The 20,899-nt window shown below is 62.9% G+C and carries 13 protein-coding genes; 5 read left to right on the forward strand and 8 right to left on the reverse strand.

The annotated features are described in order from the left end of the window. Nucleotides 1–94: 94 nt before the first annotated feature. Together Pan216_RS25545 and fabD are read right to left on the reverse strand one after the other, a co-directional pair. Entirely contained in the window at nucleotides 95–547 is a 453-nt protein-coding gene (locus Pan216_RS25545; RefSeq protein WP_145262677.1) for an NUDIX domain-containing protein, read from the reverse strand. Between the two features lie 356 nt (nucleotides 548–903). Further along, nucleotides 904–1,812: an ACP S-malonyltransferase gene (fabD, locus tag Pan216_RS25550; protein WP_145262679.1), complete on the reverse strand. Its 909-nt coding sequence runs from the start codon at nucleotides 1,810–1,812 to the stop codon at nucleotides 904–906. Nucleotides 1,813–2,535: 723 nt separating this feature from the next. On the opposite strand from fabD, the gene Pan216_RS25555 reads away from it, so the two are divergent. Then, nucleotides 2,536–3,210, forward strand: coding sequence for a metallophosphoesterase family protein (locus Pan216_RS25555; RefSeq protein ID WP_145262681.1), 675 nt, complete (start codon nucleotides 2,536–2,538; stop codon nucleotides 3,208–3,210). Nucleotides 3,211–3,372: 162 nt separating this feature from the next. Here the strand turns inward: Pan216_RS25555 and Pan216_RS25560 are convergent, their stop codons facing one another. From Pan216_RS25560 to Pan216_RS25570, 3 genes are all read right to left on the reverse strand, one after another. Beyond that, the gene (locus tag Pan216_RS25560; protein ID WP_145262683.1) at nucleotides 3,373–4,293 is read right to left on the reverse strand and encodes a nuclear transport factor 2 family protein; all 921 of its coding nucleotides are present in this window, start codon (nucleotides 4,291–4,293) and stop codon (nucleotides 3,373–3,375) included. 251 nt (nucleotides 4,294–4,544) lie between these two features. Next, on the reverse strand, nucleotides 4,545–5,219 hold the full coding sequence (locus tag Pan216_RS25565; protein ID WP_419192993.1) for a class I SAM-dependent methyltransferase: 675 nt from the start codon (nucleotides 5,217–5,219) through the stop codon (nucleotides 4,545–4,547). 411 nt (nucleotides 5,220–5,630) lie between these two features. Beyond that, nucleotides 5,631–7,946, reverse strand: a complete 2,316-nt coding sequence (locus tag Pan216_RS25570) for a polysaccharide biosynthesis tyrosine autokinase (RefSeq protein ID WP_145262687.1) — start codon at nucleotides 7,944–7,946, stop codon at nucleotides 5,631–5,633. A 558-nt stretch (nucleotides 7,947–8,504) separates the two neighbouring features. Between Pan216_RS25570 and Pan216_RS25575 the strand changes: the two genes are divergently transcribed. The 3 genes from Pan216_RS25575 to Pan216_RS25585 all read left to right on the forward strand — a co-directional run bounded on the left by Pan216_RS25575 (nucleotide 8,505) and on the right by Pan216_RS25585 (nucleotide 14,898). After that, on the forward strand, nucleotides 8,505–9,590 hold the full coding sequence (locus Pan216_RS25575) for a hypothetical protein (protein WP_145262689.1): 1,086 nt from the start codon (nucleotides 8,505–8,507) through the stop codon (nucleotides 9,588–9,590). 171 nt (nucleotides 9,591–9,761) lie between these two features. Next, a complete protein-coding gene (locus tag Pan216_RS25580) occupies nucleotides 9,762–10,904 on the forward strand; it encodes a segregation and condensation protein A (RefSeq protein WP_145262691.1) in 1,143 nt (380 codons plus the stop codon). A 109-nt stretch (nucleotides 10,905–11,013) separates the two neighbouring features. Next, complete coding sequence (locus Pan216_RS25585; protein ID WP_145262693.1) at nucleotides 11,014–14,898, forward strand: hydantoinase B/oxoprolinase family protein; 3,885 nt, start codon at nucleotides 11,014–11,016, stop codon at nucleotides 14,896–14,898. A 157-nt stretch (nucleotides 14,899–15,055) separates the two neighbouring features. Here Pan216_RS25585 and Pan216_RS25590 read toward each other — a convergent pair whose 3' ends face one another. Beyond that, nucleotides 15,056–16,633, reverse strand: coding sequence for a hypothetical protein (locus Pan216_RS25590; protein ID WP_145262695.1), 1,578 nt, complete (start codon nucleotides 16,631–16,633; stop codon nucleotides 15,056–15,058). A 254-nt stretch (nucleotides 16,634–16,887) separates the two neighbouring features. Here Pan216_RS25590 and Pan216_RS25595 point away from each other — a divergent pair, with 254 nt between their 5' ends. Next, nucleotides 16,888–17,367, forward strand: coding sequence for a DUF4430 domain-containing protein (locus tag Pan216_RS25595; RefSeq protein WP_145262697.1), 480 nt, complete (start codon nucleotides 16,888–16,890; stop codon nucleotides 17,365–17,367). A gap of 123 nt (nucleotides 17,368–17,490) precedes the next feature. Here the strand turns inward: Pan216_RS25595 and Pan216_RS25600 are convergent, their stop codons facing one another. Then, the gene (locus tag Pan216_RS25600) at nucleotides 17,491–19,869 is read right to left on the reverse strand and encodes a DNA gyrase/topoisomerase IV subunit A (protein ID WP_145262699.1); all 2,379 of its coding nucleotides are present in this window, start codon (nucleotides 19,867–19,869) and stop codon (nucleotides 17,491–17,493) included. 153 nt (nucleotides 19,870–20,022) lie between these two features. Further along, on the reverse strand, nucleotides 20,023–20,814 hold the full coding sequence (locus Pan216_RS25605; protein ID WP_419192994.1) for an AraC family transcriptional regulator: 792 nt from the start codon (nucleotides 20,812–20,814) through the stop codon (nucleotides 20,023–20,025). Nucleotides 20,815–20,899: the final 85 nt, after the last annotated feature.

Raw genomic sequence — 20,899 nt, forward strand, 5'->3', positions numbered from 1 at the left:
CCCTCTCCCTGTGGGAGCGTGAGCCTCTTGTTCCCCTCTCCCTGTGGGAGAGGGGTTAGGGGTGAGGGGGCTTTTCTTCTCGAAACAGTTGGAATCAGCCAACTTCTCGTTCGGCATTGCGGAAGCCGTCAAGATCCTCGGTGAGATACTCGACCAGGCGGTCGACGAAGGGGCGTTGGTCGCGGTGCAGGACACTGTGAGCTTCGTCCACGGAAAGAAACGCGACGCGATCGACCTCCCACGACGCGCAGTGAGGATCGGCGTCGTCGGGGATGAGTCCCCCCCAAGCATGGACGATCTTGCGACTCTTGGTGGTGTACTGGATGCTGCCGAGCGGAAAGAGATCCGCCGCCTTGACGCCCGCCTCTTCCCAAGTCTCGCGCCGAGCGGCTTGCTCGAGCGTTTCGCCAGGATCGGGAAGCCCCTTTGGCAGGCTCCACGGCTTGGGGCCGCCGCTGCGGTGCAGCCCCGAGGGTCGCACGAGCAGGACTTCGATGTCGCCATCCTCGAACGGACGATAGAGAAGAATACCGGCAGATGTCTTCATCGCGAATCCTCGCTTCCTCGACCTGACTCGTTAGAGGTGAACCTAGCGGCCCGTTGATCTATTCGATGCCGGCTACGAACGGCCCTTTTGCCAATCTCGGCGTCATAGAAACTCGACGAATCGACAGACTCGCCTCCGTTTCTCCTCTTTGATCCTGGCCAACATGGCTCGTTCTCGCCTTGGTCCGCTTGAGTCAAGGGACTGCCAATGTCCTGATTGGTTGGTTCATTGACTAAAAGGCTCTTGGGTGCCATGTCCACGCTGGCCCTGGGAATGCGGAAAACGCCTATGATTGGGCAATCTTCCGCACGATCTGAGGGCCGAGATTCAATGTAGCGAACTTGCCCATCAGGACACTAGACGGTGACGTTGTGGAACGCGGTGCGGCGTTGGATACGCTTCATGAGCCCGGCGAGCACGCGGCCCGGACCGAGTTCATAGAAGGTATCGTAGCCCTGCTCGAGTAGGGCCCGCATGCTGCGCTCCCACAGCACCGGCTCGGTCACCTGCCGAACGAGAATACTTCTGATCTCGGCCGGATCGCTGTGAGCTTGGGCGTCGACGTTGGAAATCACGGGAATTCGCGGCGGCTGAAGATCGACCCCGTCGAGCGCCTGCGAAAGAGGCCCCATTGCCGGCTTCATGTAGTCGGTGTGAAAGGCTCCCGCGACCGCCAAGGGGATCGCCTTCATCGCTCCGGCGTCGGTGGCCAGTCGGCTCGCTTCGGCACACGCCTCCTTGGCTCCGGAAACGACCAAGTTGCCCGGGCAGAGATGATTCGCGATTCGGATTGGGCCGACAGAGGAAGCTTGCTCGCATACCTGCTCGAGCTTCTCCGCGTCGAGTCCAAGGATACTGACCATGCCGGTGGGGCTCGCTTCGGCTGCGGCCTGCATGCTTTCGCCTCGGACCTTGACGACCCGGAGGCCGTCGTCGAAGCTCATCGCTCCCGCGAAGACCAGGGCGGTGTACTCGCCGAGACTGAGTCCCGCGGCGCCGGCGCACTGGTCAACGAGGGAGGGCTCATCCACTTTGAGCTGTTCGAGGGCGGCCAAGCCGGCGACGAAGAGGGCCGGTTGACTGACATCGGTGGCGTCGAGACGCTCGGCGGGCCCTTCCGTGCAGAGGGACAAGAGATCATAGCCAAGGATGTCGGCAGCTCGTTCGAAGAGTTCCCGCGCGGCCGGAACCTTCTCCACCACTTCGCGCGCCATTCCCACCGACTGAGCACCCTGACCGGGAAACAAAAAGGCGATCGTCGCCAAGACTCCAACCCTCCTCACTCACAACTCGTTCGAGGTAAACCGTTCGACAGTTACCTTTTTGGGTGCGATAGTCTCTCACTTGGCCCAGGGCCACGCAAGAGAACTTGCGAGAAGCGATGCCGACGAGGCGCTCGCCGCTCAATCGTTCTCGACCGGACCGAACGCGGGGCATCGCGCACCGGCGACGCGGGCGGTCACCGTTCTGCATCCAACGCGCCATATGACGCGATCGACGAAGCGCCGAGGTGGATCTGGGAAAGGAATCGAGGCAAGTCGAGGCAGGATCGCGACCTCTTGGTCGAGCAAGCGCCACGTTGCTGGCGCCCGCGTTGTGCGAGGAGACCGCGAGTCGAGTCCGCGTTGACGCATGGGGAGTCGACAGCCCCGACACATGGGGGTTGCTCAGTCGTGCCGAGGCCGTCGGCGTCCCGCGGTCGTCATTGGCTCCAGAATATATTTCAACATCACCATAGCGTAGGCCGTTGAGCGAACGGTCCGTTTTCTAACTATTGAGGTATATTTTCAGGAAATTGGTAGCTTTGTACTTGGCTCGATCCCCACGTCTTTCTGTGTCACTGAACCCGAGGCTCCACCATCCGATTCGCCGTTCTGATCATATTCACGGCCGAGGGAGCCAAAATCCGGGCCTCGTGCACACAATTTCCCATCGGATCGATTTCACGCCCGATGACGTAGTTGACCGGTTAGACTAGAATAGCGACTATGAAGCATACCTCAAACCATTCATCTCGCACGATTGCAATTGGCGACATTCATGGATGTGACCAAGCTCTCGATGGACTTCTCGAAGCAATCGATCCAAAAGAAAAAGATCTCGTGGTCACTCTTGGCGATTATGTGGATCGCGGAGAGAATTCACGCGGAGTGATCGAGACACTTATGGCACTCGGAACGAAGTGCCAACTCGTCTGCTTGAAGGGCAACCACGAAGCGGCGATGCTCGCGGCGTTGGACGGAGCGATGCCGCTGGAGTCCTGGCTCATGATCGGCGGCTTGCAGACGCTCTATTCCTACGGGCCGGTCGGCAGCCCCGACGACATCCCTGCCGACCACATTGAGTTCCTCAGGGAGTGCCGCCTGGTCCATGAGACCGACACCCACGCCTTTCTCCACGGGAACTACGATCCCAAAGTCCCCTTCGACGAGCAGACCACCGCGACGCTGATGTGGCTGTCGATGCGCGACCACTTGCCATCGCCCCACGTCTCCGGCAAGACCGTGGTCGTCGGCCACACCCCGCAGCGCAGTGGCGATGTGCTCGATCTCGGCTACTTGCAGTGCATCGATACCGCTTGCGTCTACGGCGCCTACTTGACGGGTCTGGACGTCACCACGGGGAAGATTTGGCAAGTCGACCGCACCGGCCAACGGCGATAGCGAGCCACGCCTCCCGAAGGCCCCTTGGGGCGCCCGACGAGTGGTTTCGGAGACGGTTGGTGTTGATTCAAGACCGAAATGAGCGCGATTCGCGCAAGAGTGACGCAAAAAATCACCGAATTGGACCCAAAGTCGACCATTTCTCCACCGTTTTGACACCGACTACGGCGACGAGCGGTCGAGCCAGTCTTCCCAACTGAGCTCCTTCTTCGGGTTGTCCTCCCCATCGCCTTTGTCGCCGTCCCCGGACGGGTCCGAGTCCGACCCCATGCCCGAGACCACTTCGTTCGCCGAGGAATCCTGTCGCATCAGATCGGTCAGCGAGGCGGGACGATCATCGATGTCGCTCTCCGACGGCGAGTCGGTCGTCTTGCCCGCACGGCTCGTCGCCGAACGCGAGAGCCAATCCTCCCAATCGGCACGTTGGCTAGGCGTCTCTTCCGGCGTGGGCGCGTCGGTCGAGTTGGTCAGTTCGACCGGTGCATGCGGATCCGGCGTTAGGCGTGGGTTCGCTTCGGCCGGGCGAGGAGGTTCCACCCGAGGCGCCACGGGGGGAGCCGGCTCACTCGCGGGCGGCGGCGAGGAAGGCTCGACGCGAGGTACAGCCGGTTCGCTTCTCCTCGCGGGCGCCGAGTCTCCGATCTCCGGAGCGGCCAACGCGTCCTCGAAGTGACGCTCCCCGGCGACGCAGGAAAAGTGCGCCTGGACGATGTACCAGCTTTCGTGCCGCTGCCGCATGAGGGTCGTCAGCCGGTGGGGAATGCGAACCGCTTGCCCCCCCTTGACGAACTCGCCGGTCACCTCCATGACCGTCCACGCGACCGGGCCGGTCGACCCGACCGAGAGCCATGTCGTTTTCCAGCGGTAGTTGTCAATTCGCGACAGGGCGGCGAATTCTTCCTCGAAGTAGGTCTTCACCCCTTCGACACCCACCCGATGATCGCCACGGGTCCCGACCAGCACGATGTCGGAGCTGGGGGCGAAGATCGCCATCGTCTCGTTGATGTCACGGTGGGCGTAGGCTCGAAAGAGCGACTTGAGTACGCCAACCACCTTCTCTTCGACTTGAGGATTGGAGCCCACGGTCGCCTACCTCCAACTTGATCCCGTGATCGCCGACCTCCACCGGCCCCAACAGACTTACCGTCGATAATACAAAACCGAAGAAGGGCTGCGAGGCGGTTCGCTCGGATGATTCGACAAAAAGTTGCTCCCGACTCCCAAGCGAGCGTCTCCGCGACGTGGCGTCCGTGAGTCTCCCACACCCAGCCACCAATGACCAGTCCGATTGTCGGGGAGTTCGCGACGCGGCCGACGACCGAATCCGCGCGACCTTAGAGGTATCCGATCGCGATGTTGTAGAGGCCGACGTAAGGCCAACGGTAGGGCAGAAGGGACAGCACCCGCGCCAACCAAGGGGGCGTCTGGTTGGGCGTGAAACAGGCCACGGAATAGACCGTCACCCGCGAGAGCCCGGCCTCGACCAAGAGGCGTTTGGTGTAGCCGGGAGTGAACCGTAAGAGCCCTCGCTCGGCAGGCTCGAGCAACCCGAAAGCGGCCATCGCGACATTGAGGCTGTTCGGCTCGCACAACATGACCGCGCGACGTCCCACGCGTTTCATCTCCGACACCGCTCGCGAAGGATCCCCGACGTGATGCAGCAACTCCCAGCAATAGACGAGCTCGAACTGGTCGCTCTCGAAAGGAAGGTCATAGGCTTCCGCGAGCGTTAAGCGATCCGCGGGCGCCGGATTGGCTTCGAGCATTGCCGGCGAGAGGTCGCACCCGTGAATGTCATCGACCAGGGTGTTCATGTGCTGCATCCCGAAACCATCGCCACAGCCTACCTCCAAGGCGGTTGAAGGACGCCAGTCGCCGAACTTTCCCTTGATAAACTCGACCCGCTGATTGGCGAAGGAACGCACGACAGGATGGTCGTGGGAACGAAGATTGGTGCGCGTCGTCCAGTAGTCCGCTTGCAACTGGTCAAACGCTCTCACAGGGTCCATCCAGACATTCCTTCCCTTCGCCAGTGGAGGCTGACGGCCTTTGCGGAATCGCTTGTCCGACGCCCCAGAGAGATGAAAACTCGCCGCGGGCGCCGGATCCGCATCCATCATCGTAAGCTGTTCCAGTGAGGTTGGCACGATGGATATCGGCGGATGGACCACACGCTCCACGACAAACGCCTCGCGTTGAGATCAGTCCGTTCGTCGCAGAAGGATCGCCGGGTGCCATGTTCACGCTCGTCGTGGACATGCGCAAAGAGGGGGCATGCGGAAGAGACGCACGCTTGCGCGCGATTGAGAGACCCGTGGCTCAGCAAGCTCCGGCCCGAAGAGTGGATGTTTGACGGGACACGAAACTCCGTCACCGGAGTCTATTCGTGGCATCGCTCATCGTCTCCGAGATGGCGGGCCCTACGTGGCGTCCTGGGAGTCGCTCGAGAGAGGGCTCTCGTCGAGGTACTTCTCGTTTCCGTACGAGTAGGCGTAGCCGTAGCCGCCATAGCCGTAGCGCGTCCCGCGGTCGGAGTTGTTGACCACCACGCCGATGACGTTGACGCCGTGCCGACTTAGCAACTCCTTGGCGCGTTCGGCGGGATGCCGCCCACTCTTGGAGAGCCGCAGCACGAGCAGGACCCCGTCGACGCGCACCGCGACGACACTCGGATCACTCACCGCCAAGACCGGCGGGGTGTCGATCACGACGAAGTCGAACTTCTCGCGAACGCCCTCGACGAGTTCCTCGAAATGAGGGGACGTCAAGAGTTCGGCGGGGTTCTCCGGAAGCGGTCCACACGGGATGACCGACAGTCCATCGATGCCCGTGTCGTGGATGACGTCGTCGAGATCAGCGCCATCACGGATCACCGAGACGAGCCCTTTCTTACCGGAGAGATTAAAGAGTCGATGCACGCGCGGCTTGCGCAAGTCGGCGTCGATCAACAGGGTCTTTCGTCCGAGTTGGGCAAAGGTGATCGCCAAGTTCGACGCGGTCGTCGACTTGCCGTCGCCGGCGTTGGGACTGGTGACTTGGACGACGTTCTGGTTGTGGGCGTTCATGCTAAAGTAGAGAGCCGTCCGCAACCCGCGATAGGCCTCGGCGTGAACCGAGCGCGGCCGCAGATGGGCGCAGAGGGTCATGTCGATGGCGGCGTCAATCTGGGCGTCCTCGCCGGATCCCTTCGTCTTCGGGGCGGCGATAAAGGGAATCAAGCCGACAATCGGCAGCCCGAGACGACGCTGAATCTCCTGGCTGGTACGAAACGAGGTGTCGGCCATGTCGACGAGATAGACCAGTCCCAAGCCGCTCATGATCCCGAGTAGTCCCGCCACGGGGAAGATGATGATCGCCATCGGCCAGACCTGTTCTCCCAACTCCGGGGGAGCGATGATCTTCGCCTCGTAGCCACCCGACTGCGTCACCAGCCCGGCGTCTTGCAGCCTGGTGATGATGCTGTCGTAGAGCTGCTGGGTTTGATCGATCTCCTTCCGAAATGCCTCGTCCTTGATGTCGTAAGCCGCGATCTTGCGGGCTTCGTCGTACTCCTCCTTGTAGAGTTCGTCGAGGCGATCCTCGGCGACCTTCAGGTAGTCGAGCTTCTGATTGAGGTAGTCGAGATGCATCTCGACCGCTTCGGCCGCCGAACCCGACTTCGAGAGAAGCGTCTCCGCCGACTCGTGATCGCCGGAAAAGGCCGCGAAGGCCGCCGTCGGGCGGGCGAAGAAATTCCGCGCCAACTGAATGCGATCGCGAAGCATCTTCAGCTTTGGGTGATCGGGACCGAAGTCGACCGCCAACTCTCGCTCAGAAAGCAGCAGCGGGAAGAGTTGATTGTCCAGATTGAGCCGACTGTCGTCCTTGGTGTCGGTCTGCTTCGACTTTTGAGCGATCTCGGTCGCCATCACGAGCAAGGCGTCAAACGGCTCCTTCTCCTGGATCGCTCGCTGAAGAGTCAGCAAGTCGCTCTCGACCTCGGCTCGTTCCAATTTGAGTTGAGAGATCTCGCGTTGAATGCTCGCGAGCGACTCGAGGTTGGTGTCGACGCCCTCGGACGATCGCCCCAGCAGAGGCGACTCGAGTCGGAACTCGCGATAGCCCTCCTCCTTGTCGCGGAGTTCCTTCCGGAGCACGTCGCGGGCCTGCGTCATCAGCGTGGCCGTCTCGTCGGTGATGTTCTTGTACGTCTCGTCGAGAAAGTCGCGATAGCTGTCGATCACCGCCGCGAGAATTAGCCGCGATTCCTCCGGGAGCTTTCCACTGAACGAAACCTCCAAGACGTTGTCCGGGCTGGAGGAGAGGCGCCCAGTCGTCCGCTTGACGTCAATCTCCTCGATGATGACGTCGACCGCGTCCTCGTCCTCACTGCTGGGCTTGGCCGACTCCAACTGCAGGATCTCGGGATTGGTCCGAATCGCGCGCTCGACGATCAGCGGACTCTCGATGAGGACTTGGTGCGTCTCGACGTAGTCCTCGAAGTGCGAGACCGGCAAGCCGGCGCGGTCGGTCATCAACGTCGGCTTCTTGTTGATGACCAATACCTTCGCTTCCGACTCGAAGCGCGGCGTCGCCTGCACGTAGTAGAGCGTGGCCAGGGCGAGAAAGACGACCGGCCCCACCAGAAAGGTCCAGCGACGTTCCCACACGATCTGCACAAGCCGCGTCAGATCGGGCATGGCAATGATCGGGGAGTCATCGCTCGCGTTTGGGTCAAACGGCTCTTGTCGGTCCATGAACGCTCTCACTTTGCCATCGGACGACGAGACGGGACGGAACTGGTATTCGCCTGAAGTATCTCTCGTCCGGTTCGTCTGTCAACAGAGTCAATCTACGGGGAGAGGGGATACGCCAGAAGCGCCCGCTCCCTAGGACCAATCGCCTTCCCCGACACGGCGTCACCCGGATGCGTCGAGCGCGGCGCTCGGCGCCGCCGGCCCAACTCCCGCGATCGCGTCGCGAGAAGATGCGCTTTTTTAAGTGCCCGCGAACCTTCTTTCCCAAAGAGAAGAAAACTTCGCGCCTTGCCTAGACGTCTCATTCCTCCACGCCGCGAGAAAGCCCCCTCGGCGTCTGCTCTCTACCCTCACTCTGCATTGGTCGACCGACACACCATCACTTCTGTTGTCACAATCGGCACAATCCACAGAAACCGTGGAGCCCGAACAAACGATCTTCCGATTCTAGAGTCGGGTTCTCCCAGACGGCGCCCGGTTCCTTCGACGACTCGCGAGGCGCGGGTCCGTGGGGCGTTGCTGGCAAACCGTGCGCCACCCTCTTCGCCACGAGGAGAGATGGGAAGACGATGGGCGGGAATACTGTTGTTCCTCCTGGCCGGCTGCGCGAGTGTTCGCAGCGTGGTCCCGGAGAACGTCTATCGTGCCGGCGGCGTCATGCCCGAGGCACGACTCGACCAGGAGATCGCCCAGCGTGACATCCAAACCGTCGTCAACGTCTCCGGTTTCCAACCAGGGGAAAGCTGGTACCGCCACCTCCGCGAGCATTGCGAGACCGAGGGTGTCGAACTCGTCGATTTGACGATCGAGCCCAACGTCGCGCCCGACCGAGAAGAGCTGTTGCGACTCGTCGAGACCTACAAGAGCTCACCCAAACCGATCCTCCTCGTCGCCCACGATTCGCCGACGAGCGCCGGATTCGCGGGAGCCTTCTACCTCCTGAGCATGGAGGGCCAGACGCCGTCGACCGCGATCAAGCAGCTCCCTCCTTGGGCCCGCGTCGGCCACGATCCCCTCGCGAACTTCGTTACCGGCTGGACGAGCCTCGCCGACTTCTACCGCGACTACGGCGTCACCCCTGAGACAGCCCACGATCACGCCGTCGACGCCTCGCCCGCGTTGGCCCAGTCATTTGATCATCAAGTCGCGCGGCCGACGGAGCCCACGGTCAAGCCGAGCGCGAAGACCGAACTGAACCGCGAGGAGGTCACCGAGTCCCTCTACGAAACGGCCGAGCGAATCAAGCAGACCTGGGACGAAGCGTCCGATGGTCCCAGCTACGCCCTGTTCGGCAACCATCTTCCCGAGGAGGGAACGGTCCTGCGCGACTACTCGTCGGTGATCGTCAACAGCCCGATCGACCAGGGAACGATTCTCATCGGACGGGCAAAGCCGCTTCTCACTTGGGGCCGCCCGAAGAAGGCTCCCCCACCGGACGACGGAGGCGGCTCGTCCCCGAACGCGCCGATCAGACTGGGCGCTCCCGTCGTCAAGTCCCCCTCCCGAGGCACGACCACGGGCAGAGGGCTTGGCGTTCCCATCGGCCTCGATTCGGCGCGTGGCCGCTCGACTGCCTCCTCCACGCCACCGGCGCGTCTGGGCGCTCCCGTCGTGGTCGCGGCGCGCGATCTCGCGGGATCGTAGCTTGCCGTTCAGCGTGTCCCTCGTCCAAGGGGCGACTACAGGGGGGGTCGGCTTAGCAAGTGTCGGGCCTCGGAGGTCTCTGAACACCAGGAAGAAGACCCACACGTTCGACGTAGCGGTTCCTAACAATAGAGACTTCGGAAGACTTCCCTTTTGGTGGCGACTTCGTCCATGACGACAGCGTATCGCGTTCAACTCGATGTGTACGGCGGGCCGCTCGACCTGCTGGTCCACCTCGTGCGCCAGGACGAAGTCGATGCGCTGGAATTGACGATCGCCGAAATCTGCTCGCAGTACCTCGCATACCTCGAAAACCTCCAAGCGGTCGATGTCGACGAGGCAGGTGAATTCCTCGTCCTGTCGAGCCATCTGCTGGAAGTGAAGAGTCGCGCCCTCCTGCCGCGCGCGGAGGAGACCGCCCCCGAGGAAGAGGACGAAACGCGTCAGGAGTTGGTCAAGCAACTGCTCGAGTACCGCCGCTTCAAGGAAGCCGGGGCGATGCTGTGGGAGCGTGCCCGCGCCCAACAGCAGAAGCTGTCGCGACAGCAAAACGACCTGCCGGCAATGCAGTCCGATCCGGGGGCTCGCCCGATCCGCGAGTTGGAGCTGTGGGATCTCGTCAGCGCGTTCAGCCGCATCCTCAAGGAAAACATCGTCCCGGTCACCGACACGATCAAGATCGACACGACGCCGATCGAGGTCTACATGGCCAAGCACGAAAAGCGTGTCCTCGAGACCGGAGGGATCACCTTCGCCGAGTTGATCGGGACCACGAACACCCGCTCGCAGGTGATCGGCAAGTTCCTGGCGTTGCTGGAACTGATCAAGATGAAGAAGGTGTGGTTCGAGATGACCGACGCCTACGAAATCTCGATCTACCCACCGCGCCCACTGGTTCCGCTCACCGACCAAGAGCGTGCCGAGCCGATGGCCGACGCCACCGAGCCTCCGCCGCAACAGCCGAGCCGCGACGATCACGAGGCGAGCGTCGCCGACGCCAGCGACCAAACGAGCGAGGCCGCCGACGCTTCGCCAAGCGCGCCGCAAGCCCCCGCCGATCCCGCGAACGCCGCCTGGGAGGACTTCGAGCCGGTCTCGTTGGAGGAGGGTTCCGACGAGACGCTCCCTTCCGCCAACGACCTCGACGGCGCCTGGTCCGACTTCGAGCACGCCGAGGAGCTTCCGAAGCCCGAGGGCGTCGTGGACGATCCGGATCTCGACGCCATCGAGGACGCGCACGGACGCGAGCCGGTCGAGGACGATCTCGGACCCGAGACGGAGTCCGACCAGACCGAACCTCCCCAAGCGGACTAAGCGTCCCCTCTCCCGTCGCCCCCAAAAGCCCGTACAACGACCCCTCGCCCACGCGCCCGAGAAATCACCGCGCGGAGCCAGGACCTTCTTTGCGAACGGGGGAGCGACGATGGATGATCGTTGGGAGTTCTGGATCGATGTCGGCGGCACCTTCACCGACTGCCTCGCCCGAGATCCCCAAGGGGTGGTGCGGACCTACAAGCTCCTCAGCAGCGGCGTCGTCAAGGGCGTCTGCGGCGCCGACTCGACGACCACCCAGTTGCGCGTCGACGATCGAGGGAGCGACCCGGCCGGCTTCTTCGAGGGCTATCGCCTCCATCTCGCCGCTGCCCCCCCCACCGCCAACGCGCCCCAGACGCCGATCGAGCGGACCATCGTCGGGTTCGATCGCGACGCGGGCACCATCGCGCTCGACGAGCCCCTCGCCGCCGCTCCCGCCAAGGGAACGCGCTACGAGATCGTCGCCGACGAGGAAGCGCCCGTCGTCGGGATTCGCTGGCTCCTCGGCCGGCGCCGCTCCGAACCAATCGGCGACGTGTCGGTTCGACTCGGCACGACGCGCGGAACCAACGCTCTCTTGGAACGCCAAGGGGCCCCCACGGCGCTGGTGACAACACGTGGATTCGCCGACGTGTTGCGCATCGGCTATCAGCATCGCCCGAAGATCTTCGACCTACACATCCGCCGTTCCGACGACCTCTTTCGCGAGGCGGTCGAGATCGACGAACGACTCGACTCCCAAGGGAGGGTCCTTCGCCCCCTCGACCTCGCCGGGGCTCGCGACGCCCTGGCCCGACTGCACGATCGCGGGATCACGTCGCTGGCGATCTGTCTGCTGCACGCGTACCGCAATCCCGACCACGAGGAGCGGCTCGCGGCCATCGCCGAAGAGCTCGGCTTCGAGCAGATCTCCGTCTCGAGCCGTCTCTCGCCCCTCCAGCGAATCGTCGATCGGGGCGACACGACCGTCGTCGACGCCTACCTGACCCCGATCATTCGCGAGTACATCGCCAGTATCCGGGCGAGCCTGCCCGACGCGCGCCTCAAGCTTATGACCAGTGCGGGGAGTCTGACGGGCGCCGAGAAGTTCGTTGGCAAGGACAGCATCCTCAGCGGTCCCGCGGGAGGCGTCGTCGGTGCCGCTCACGTCGGCCAGACCGCGGGGTTTCCCAACGTCATCGCCTTCGACATGGGAGGCACGAGCACCGACGTCAGTCGCTTCGACGGCAACTTCGAACGTCGCTACACGATGGAGGTCAACGATCCCGAGTCAGGCTCCGGCGTCCGGGTGGTCGCCCCGATGCTCTCGATCGAGACGGTCGCCGCCGGGGGCGGGTCGATCTGCTGGTTCGATGGGCAGAAGGTCTGTGTCGGTCCGCGCAGCGCCGGCAGCAACCCCGGCCCGGCTTGCTACGGCCGAGGGGGCCCGCTGACGGTGACCGATGTGAACCTGTTTCTCGGTCGCATCCCAAGCGATCGGTTCGCCTTTCCGCTCGACCGAGACGCGGTCGAACGTCGCTTGAGTGAATTGATCGACGAGGTCTGGGAATCCTCCGGGCAGCGCTACACACCGGAGAAGCTCGCGGAGGGCTTCATCCAGATCGCCAACGCGAACATGGCCTCGGCGATCAAGAAGGTCTCGATCGCGCGCGGCTACGATGTCCGCGACGACGCCCTGGTCAGCTTTGGCGGCGCCGGTGGCCAGCACGCTTGCGCCATCGCCCGCGAACTCGGCATCGGGACCATCCTGCAACATCCGCATGCCGGCGTCCTCAGCGCCTTCGGCATCGGGATGGCCGACGTCACCAAGTTCGCCGAGCGCGACGTCGGCAAGATCTACAACCCGGAGACCCTCGCCGAGCTCGACACTCTCTTCGAAACCCTCGAGACCTCCCTGCGCGAAAAGGTGCTCGCCGAGGGAATCGCGCCCGAACGGGTCACGCCGGGACGCCGACTGCTCGATCTTCGCTACGACGGGCAGAACGCGACCATCACGATCGCACGGCCCAAGGACGGCGACTACAGCCGAGCGTTCGAGCGCAAGCACCACAAACTCTACGGATTTACCTTCCCCGGTCGCACGATCGAGATCCACGCGGCCCGAATGGAGATCACCGGCACCACCGACCGTCCGGCTCCCACGTGCGAGGAGACCACCGACCGACGCCCAGCGCCGACCTCCTCGGGACGCGCCTACTTCGACGGCGCCTGGGGCGAGACAGCCCACTTCGATCGAACGCAACTTCGTCCCGGCGATCGCATCTTCGGCCCCGCGATCATCGCCGAACCGATCAGCACCATCGTCGTCGAGCCGGGCTGGGAAGCGAGCGTCACCGGGAGGGGAGAGGTCCTGCTCGAAGATCGCTTCGGATCGAGCCGACGCAGCAATGTCGGCACCGAGGTCGACGTCGTGACCCTCGAACTCTTCAACAACCAGTTCGCCTCGATCGCCGAGCAGATGGGAGCGACCCTTCAGAAAACCGCCCTCTCGACCAACGTGAAGGAGCGACTCGATTTCTCCTGCGCCCTATTCACGGCCGAAGGGGACTTGGTCGCCAACGCCCCGCACATCCCCGTCCACCTGGGCGCGATGCGGGACACCATCAAGGCGATCCTCGCCGAAGTCCCCGAGATGCGTCCCGGCGAAGCGTACATCACGAACGATCCCTACCGAGGCGGAAGTCACCTCCCCGACGTCACGGTGATCTCGCCGGTCTTCGACGAGACGAAGGAGCGGATCCTCTTCTTTACGGGAAGCCGGGCCCACCATGCCGAAATTGGCGGCATCGTCCCCGGATCGATGCCCGCTTTCTCGACCTCACTGGCCGAGGAGGGAGTGCTCATTCCGATCTTTCGGCTCGTCGCCGAGGATCAATCGAGCGAGAGCGCCCTGCGTGACTTGCTCGAGTACGCGCCCTACCCGACGCGTTCGATCGAAGAGAACATCGCCGATATCAACGCCCAGCTCGCCGCGAACCAGACCGGCGTGCGGCTCCTTCGGCAGCTCGTCGGGCGCTATGGTCTCGAGACGGTCAAGGCCTACATGCGACACATCCGGGCCGCCGCGGAAGCGAAGATGCGTACGGCGCTACTGAAGATCCCCGCGGGCGAGCACCACTTCAAGGACCAACTCGACGACGGGACCCAGATCGCCGTCACCATCGACGTTCGCCACACCGATCACGGCGGCGAAGCGCTCGTCTCCTTCGAGGGGACCGGGCCGGTCCATGCCGGCAATCTCAACGCCAACCCGGCGATCGTTCGCTCCGCCCTGCTCTACTGCTTGCGCTGCCTCATCGATGAAGAGATCCCGCTCAATGACGGCGTCATGGCACCGGCGACCTTGTGGATTCCCCGGGACACGATTCTCTTCCCGCAAGCCAATTCCGACCCGACGCTCTGCCCGGCCGTGGGTGGAGGCAACGTCGAGACCTCGCAGCGCGTCGTCGATGTCATCTTGGGAGCCCTCGGGGTCGTCGCCGCGAGTCAGGGAACGATGAACAACCTCCTCTTCGGTCGATCGCCCACCACCGACGTGAAGGGGTTCGGCTATTATGAAACCATCGGCGGCGGCAGCGGCGCCGGTCCCGGATTCCACGGAGCGTCGGCCGTCCATTCGCACATGACCAATACCCGCTTGACCGATCCGGAGGTCTTCGAGGATCGCTACCCGGTTCGTTTGAGGGAATTCGCGATTCGACGGGGTTCGGGGGGCGAGGGGCGCTATCGCGGAGGAGACGGCATCCGGCGCGTGATCGAGTTTCTCGATTCCCTCGACGTCTCGGTCGTCTCCAATCGGCGCCGATCGGTCCCCTACGGTCAGCGGGGCGGAGGTCCGGGAAAGCCGGGACGGAACTTGCTTCTCCGGTCCGGACAAAACGAGCCCGAGGATCTCGGCCCCGCCGCCCAACTTGAAGTCGGTCCTGGCGATGTCCTGACGATCGAAACGCCCGGCGGGGGCAGCTGGGGAAGGGTGGCGACGAGCGAACGGTAGCGACTGCTATTGGCCTGACTGATTCGCTCACTGCCCAAGAGACGTTTCTTGGGTACCCCCACGCTTGCCGTGGACACGAGGGACACGCCTCCGATTCAGCACACTCGCGCCCGATTGGGGAACAAGGTCCCATGGAACGGACTTGTCCATCAAGAGGCTACCGCTTCTTTGTCGCTGGCTGCCCTTCGCGGACACCGATGCCGGCAAGACGCCATAGCTCGCCGGTGAGCACGTACTTGAGGTCGAAGCTGATCGGGGGCTGACCGCGAAGGGTGCCCTTCAACACCAGAATCCCCGACGTGGTGATCTCGGGCTCCGCGTCAAAGATGATCCAGGCCTCCTTCGCCTTGCGCTCGAGATCGACTTTCGGGCCGCCCAGATGACGAAAGCCCTCCTTGAGCCGCTCGAGCGTGAGCTGGTCACGTAGACGCGGGTCGAGGCTCTCGAGGAAGGGGGCGAAATCTCTCTTCGTCAGTGCCTCGCCCAGGGACGCGAGTGAGGTCCGTACTAGTTTCTTCAGCTCCATTCCGTTAGGGACGGGACGCCCATAGCCGTCGCCAACCACGGGATAGACGTTGACGCGAATGCCGTTCAACATCCACGTCTTGTCCTCGAGAACATAGGCCAAGTGAAACGCGAGCCGGCGATTCCCCTGGAGACTCGAACCGGAGGCGATCAGTTCCCCCTCGTCGTTGATCAGCGGCTCGCGGCTGAAGTCGAGGTCGCTCGTCTTCATCGCCGACAGATCGCCGATCTGAGCAACGCTGCCTCTCACCGAGGCGCGAAGCGAGTCCGGAGTGACGCGTCCTTGAAAGCTGGGCGCGAGTGACTGGTGGAACTCCGTGAAGTCGCTCGCCTTGACCGCCTTGGCGAAGGCCAACAGCGAGCGACGCGCGAGTTCTCGGATGGTCGCGTCATCGGGCACGAGCCGCTGGGAAGGGCGAACATCGGTCTTCAATCCCACGAGTTTCCACTCGCCGCCCTCCTGCGCGTAGTTCAACTCGAACGCCACTTGCGTGTCACGCAGTTCGATCTTGCCCGCGGTACGCAGCAGTCCCTTGTCGAACCGTGGAGGTTCTCGATAGGTCGGCGTGGCCGATTCGATGCCGTCGAGGAAACGCCCTTTCTCGATCAAGGGCTGAAAGCTCTCGCTTAGCTTCTCCTCGGTGATCCCTTTTCGCGCGCTTTCGGCAAGCGACTGTTGAAACGCGCCGAAGTCTCGTTGGCGCAGGGCGAGGTTCAATTCCGAAAGGGTCGCGATCACCAGCGAGTTGACACTCACGGGCGCGGGCCCATCGGCGTCGCCCCCCTTCGCCGACCCAGCGGTTACCTTGCCCCCGGCGTTCTCGACGGGTTGAACGCTCGCCACGCGCCATTGACCTCGCTCGTCGACCAGGCTCACGAGCATCGCCACGGCCGAACCGTCTTTCCGAGTCGCGTCCCCGACGAACGCCTTGGTTCCCTCGGGAGCCCCCTCCTGTCGTGACCAGGTGATCGATGAGACAGCACCGAGTCCCGTCTCCTCGAGGAACGTGTGGAACTCTTCCTTGGTCGTCGATTCCCGCAGTTGGCTCGCGCTGTCGGCGTAGGCATCATCGACTTCTCCGGAAGTGATCTGGCCAATCCAGCGGTTCGCGGCGTCGTGGGGCGTCGGCGTCGGGGCGCTCCACCAACGCAAGAGGAAGTAACTTCCCACCACCAGGAGCAGGAGGATCGTCGTGCGACGGCTTCGCATCGTGGGAATCCTTTCACAGCCCGTTGATCGATTCGGCACCGGCGGACCGTGGAGCGATCCGGCGCTCGCGAGAGCCAAGCCATTCTGGGCCGAACGGAGATGGCTAATGGGAGCAGGCTCCGCCCGCGAACGGCCGACGGACTTCAGCCTGCCGCGTTGACGGTCGCCTTGGGCATCTTAGAATCGAATCGACAGAAGGATCACTTTTCTTCGGTCGAGATCTACGTCCCGCCTCCCCTAATAAGGCTACATCCGTGAACCAGAACCTTGCATGCACGAAGTTGCTGGCGTTGCTCGCGGCGTTGCATCTGGTCGGCTGCCAACAGCGCAACGATCCCTCCCTTTCGGCGAAGGGCGATAGCGACGCCGACAAGCCGACCATGGTGGAGATCACGTACGTCTTTCCCGACGGTCCTCGTTCCTACACGCTCAACTTCGTCGACGGCATGACGGTACTCGAGGGCATGGAGAAAGTCGCGACCCTCCAGGATGGCGTGAAGTTCCAGCGGAAAGGCGAAGGCCCGGCGACGCTGATCACGTCGATCGGAGGGATCGCCAACGAGGGAGACACCGACGGGGCGAAGGACTGGATCTGTCTTCTCAACGGCCGCCGCATCGAGGGAAGCGCCGCGACGCACCAGTTCAAGCCACTCGACAAGATCGTCTGGAAGTTCATCGATCCCGACGAACTCGAGTCGACGACTCCCGGGCCGAGTGATGACACTTCTCAGTGACCAGCGTTCGAGACGACATCTCGTGCACTGTCAAACGTCCAGGTTTGGGTTTATGGTGACCCAACTCGAACTCACTGGCTGACAAGCAGCCAGTGGCCCCGAACAGGCAGGTGGTGAAGAAGCCTAGTCCGCGTCGGCGATGCTCGACCAATCGACGAGACTCGCCTCGATCGGAATCACGCGGACGAGTCCCCCACGTTTAATCACTTCATGTCCCTTGCCGCCCCGCCCGGTCGGCTGGTACTTTCCGCGACGCAACTCGAGTTCCGAACCGCGCGTCGTCTCGACTTTCATCGCTTCGCGGAACCCGGAGACGATCTGGCCGCCGATGCACGAGACCTTGTCCTCCATCTTGATCCCTTTGACGCCCTTGCCGACTCCCGAGAGGACGTTGACATCGGAGAGATGAAAGTGGATGACGTGGCCGTCGGAGGCGGCGAGAAACATCGTCTCGTCGTCGATGGTCGGGACGCCCACGAAGACGACTTCGTCGGAGTTGTCGGTCAGTCGAACATAGCGCCGGCCAGCCTTGGTCGACGGGACGCCGAACGGGGCGAGGGCCGTCCGTAGGATGTTTCCACTGCGAGTCGCGACGACGAGTTGCCACTCCTCGGTCTCCTTCATGAACATCGAACGACGCGGCGGCATCGCCTGGCCGGTGGGCGTGAAGCGACTGTCAGTCGTCGCCGCGCCGACGATCGTCACGCCATCGCGGAGCCGGAAGAACTTCGCCAAGGGCTCGCCGTAGCCGGAGCTGACGGGCACCTCGTCAATGCGCATCGTGTAAGCGAACCCGTCGCTCGAAAAGAGGACCACGCAGTCGAGCGTGCTTCCCGGCAATACCACCAGGACCTCGTCGCCGTCGCGAACCCGCGTGCTCTTGATCGACGAAAGCCGACCGACCCGCTTGATCCACCCCTTGCGCGTCAGGACGACGTTGGCATTCTCGCGAACGATATAGGCTTCGGGATCGAACTCGGGCGTCTGTTCCTCGTCGGCGATCTTCGTCCGACGCGAATCGGCGTAGGTTTCCGCGAACGCGGACAACTCGCGATGGACCTCGGCCCATAGCTTTTTGTCGGAGGCGAGGATGTCCTCGATCCGTTTGGCTTCCTTCTTCTTCTCGCGCAGTTCGTCGACCACCTTCTTGATCTCGAGACTACCGATGCGGTAGAGATTCAAGTCGACGATCGCGAGGCTCTGAACTTCGTCGAGGGGAAAGTGGTCGCGCAGACGCTCGGCGGCGTCGAGACGTCCCTTGCTCTTCTTGATGATCTCGATCGCGGTGTCGAGATCGTCGAAGATGATCCTGAACCCTTCGAGAATGTGGATGCGTTTGAGCAACTGTTCGAGCAGGAACTCGAATCGCCGCCGAACCGTGAGGAAACGGAAGTCGAGAAAGGCGAGCAAGATTTCCTTCACACCGACGCGGCGCGGCTGCACATCCTCCTGCGTCTCCTGGTTGTCGGTCGGCATTAGACACGTGAAGTTGCACGCGAAATTCTCTTGCAGCGCGGTGTGCTTGAAGAGATATGCCATCACCACTTCGGGGTTGGTGCCCTCCTTGAGTTCGAGGACGATCCGCATGCCGTTGTCGAGGCTCGACTCGTCGACGAGATTGGTCACCTGTGGCAAGCGACGCTGAGCGACGATATCGCCGATGCTCGCCAAGAGGTTCCCCTTGTTGACGCCATAGGGAATCGAGTGAATGATGATCTGGCGATCCTTCGTCCGCCCCTTGCCGACTTTCTCGATTTTCCACTCGCCTTGGACCTTGATCGGCCCCTGCCCCGTCTCGTAGATCTTGCGCAGCGTCGGTTGGTCGACGAGCATCCGGCCACCGAGCGGGAAGTCGGGGCCTTTGATCGGGCCGCGATGAGCGTTGACGAGCTGAGCGGTGGTCGCCTCGCGATTGCCGATCAACAGGAGGCACGCCCTAATCAATTCGCCGAGATTGTGTGGTGGGATGTTCGTCGCCATGCCGACGGCGATTCCCGTCGAACCGTTGGTCAGGAGTTCGGGGAACTGAGCCGGGAGGACGACTGGTTCTTCCTTCTCGCCGTCGAAGTTGGGCCGCATGTCGACGGTCTGCTGGACAAGCTCGTCCATCATCCGTTCGGCCAAGGGCATCATGCGGCATTCGGTGTAGCGCATCGCGGCGGGGGGATCGCCGTCAACCGAGCCGAAGTTGCCCTCGCCATGCACCAACGGGTACCGCAGCGTGAAGTCCTGCGCGAGCCGAACGAGGGCGTCGTAGACCGGTTGATCGCCGTGCGGGTGGTAGGACTTGGTCACTTCGCCGGTGACGCCGACGCACTTGCGGCAACGGCTGTCGGCTCGGTAGCCCTCTTGTCGCATCGCGAAGAGGATGCGCCGCTGGACCGGCTTGAGTCCATCGCGCGCATCGGGAAGGGCCCGGGACTGGATGACCGAAAGAGCGTAGTTTAGGTAGCGTCGCTTGGTCTCGTCCGCGATATTGATCAGCTCGATCGATTCATCCATCGGAACCTGCTTCCTCCTTGCCGCAGCGTTTCTGAGAGTGGCTGAGTGTAGCCAATTCTAGTCCTTCCGCCAGAGCAAGTTGCTCGGCGGCCATTGGACTCACCAGAGCAAGTTGCTCGGCGGCCATCGGACTCACCAGAGCAAGTTGCTCCTTCACGAATGCCCCAACGCCACTCCTGCTCGGAAATTCCGGGGCGCTCGACCAAACCGGCGGCGAAAGTGGGCACTAAACCGCGAAGGGTCCTGGTAGCCAACGTGAGCCGCGATCATCCGGATCGGGTCGGCGGTCTCGCGCAAGAGCTCCGCGGCACGCTGCAATCGCAGTTCCATGACATAGTCCGTGAAGCTGAGGCCCTGCTCATCGCGGAATCGTCGGGCCAAGTGCCCAGGACTGCAACCGGCCACTCGCCGCGCCAGCGAGGTGAGCCGCAGCCGTTCGTTGAGATGAAACGCGACATACGCCATGGTACGTGCCAACGCGTCGTCGCCGACGTCGTGGATTTCGTTCGAGTAGTGGAGCCGGTACCAAACCGAGTCGCAGTGGGTCGCCCCGGCTTGGGCCGCTCCGACTTCGTCCCCCTTGCTGATTGTCTCGACGAGGCCACGGTGCGCGTCGAGCAACGCCGACAGATCGGGCCAACAGCGATCGATGGTATCGACCCTGAAGGCATTGACCGCGGCGAAGGCGCACCGCCACGCTTCGAGCAGTCCGGGAACGTTGGCGATTCTGGCGATGAGTTCGTGCAGTCGGCGGTCGGTCTCGACGAAACGTTTGCGGCTACCGCGCTCGGTGGCGGCACGAAGTTGATCGAAGCAACCAAGAAGCGGCTTCACATCCGCCCCGGCGCCGACGCGCCGCGCGGCCTCGCGAGCGGCCAATTCCTCAATATGACTGCGCAGTTCGAGAGCGGGCTTGATCATCTCCCAGCGGTTCGTGCTCCCCATCCTCGAGTGCCCCTTCGCCAACACGTTCGGCGAGCGCGCTCGCCAACGAGTATGTGAATCAGCGCGCGGCTCTGTTCCAACGCGC

The sequence above is a fragment of the Kolteria novifilia genome (genome assembly GCA_007748055.1).
GTDB classification, from domain to species: Bacteria; Planctomycetota; Planctomycetia; order Kolteriales; family Kolteriaceae; genus Kolteria; species Kolteria novifilia.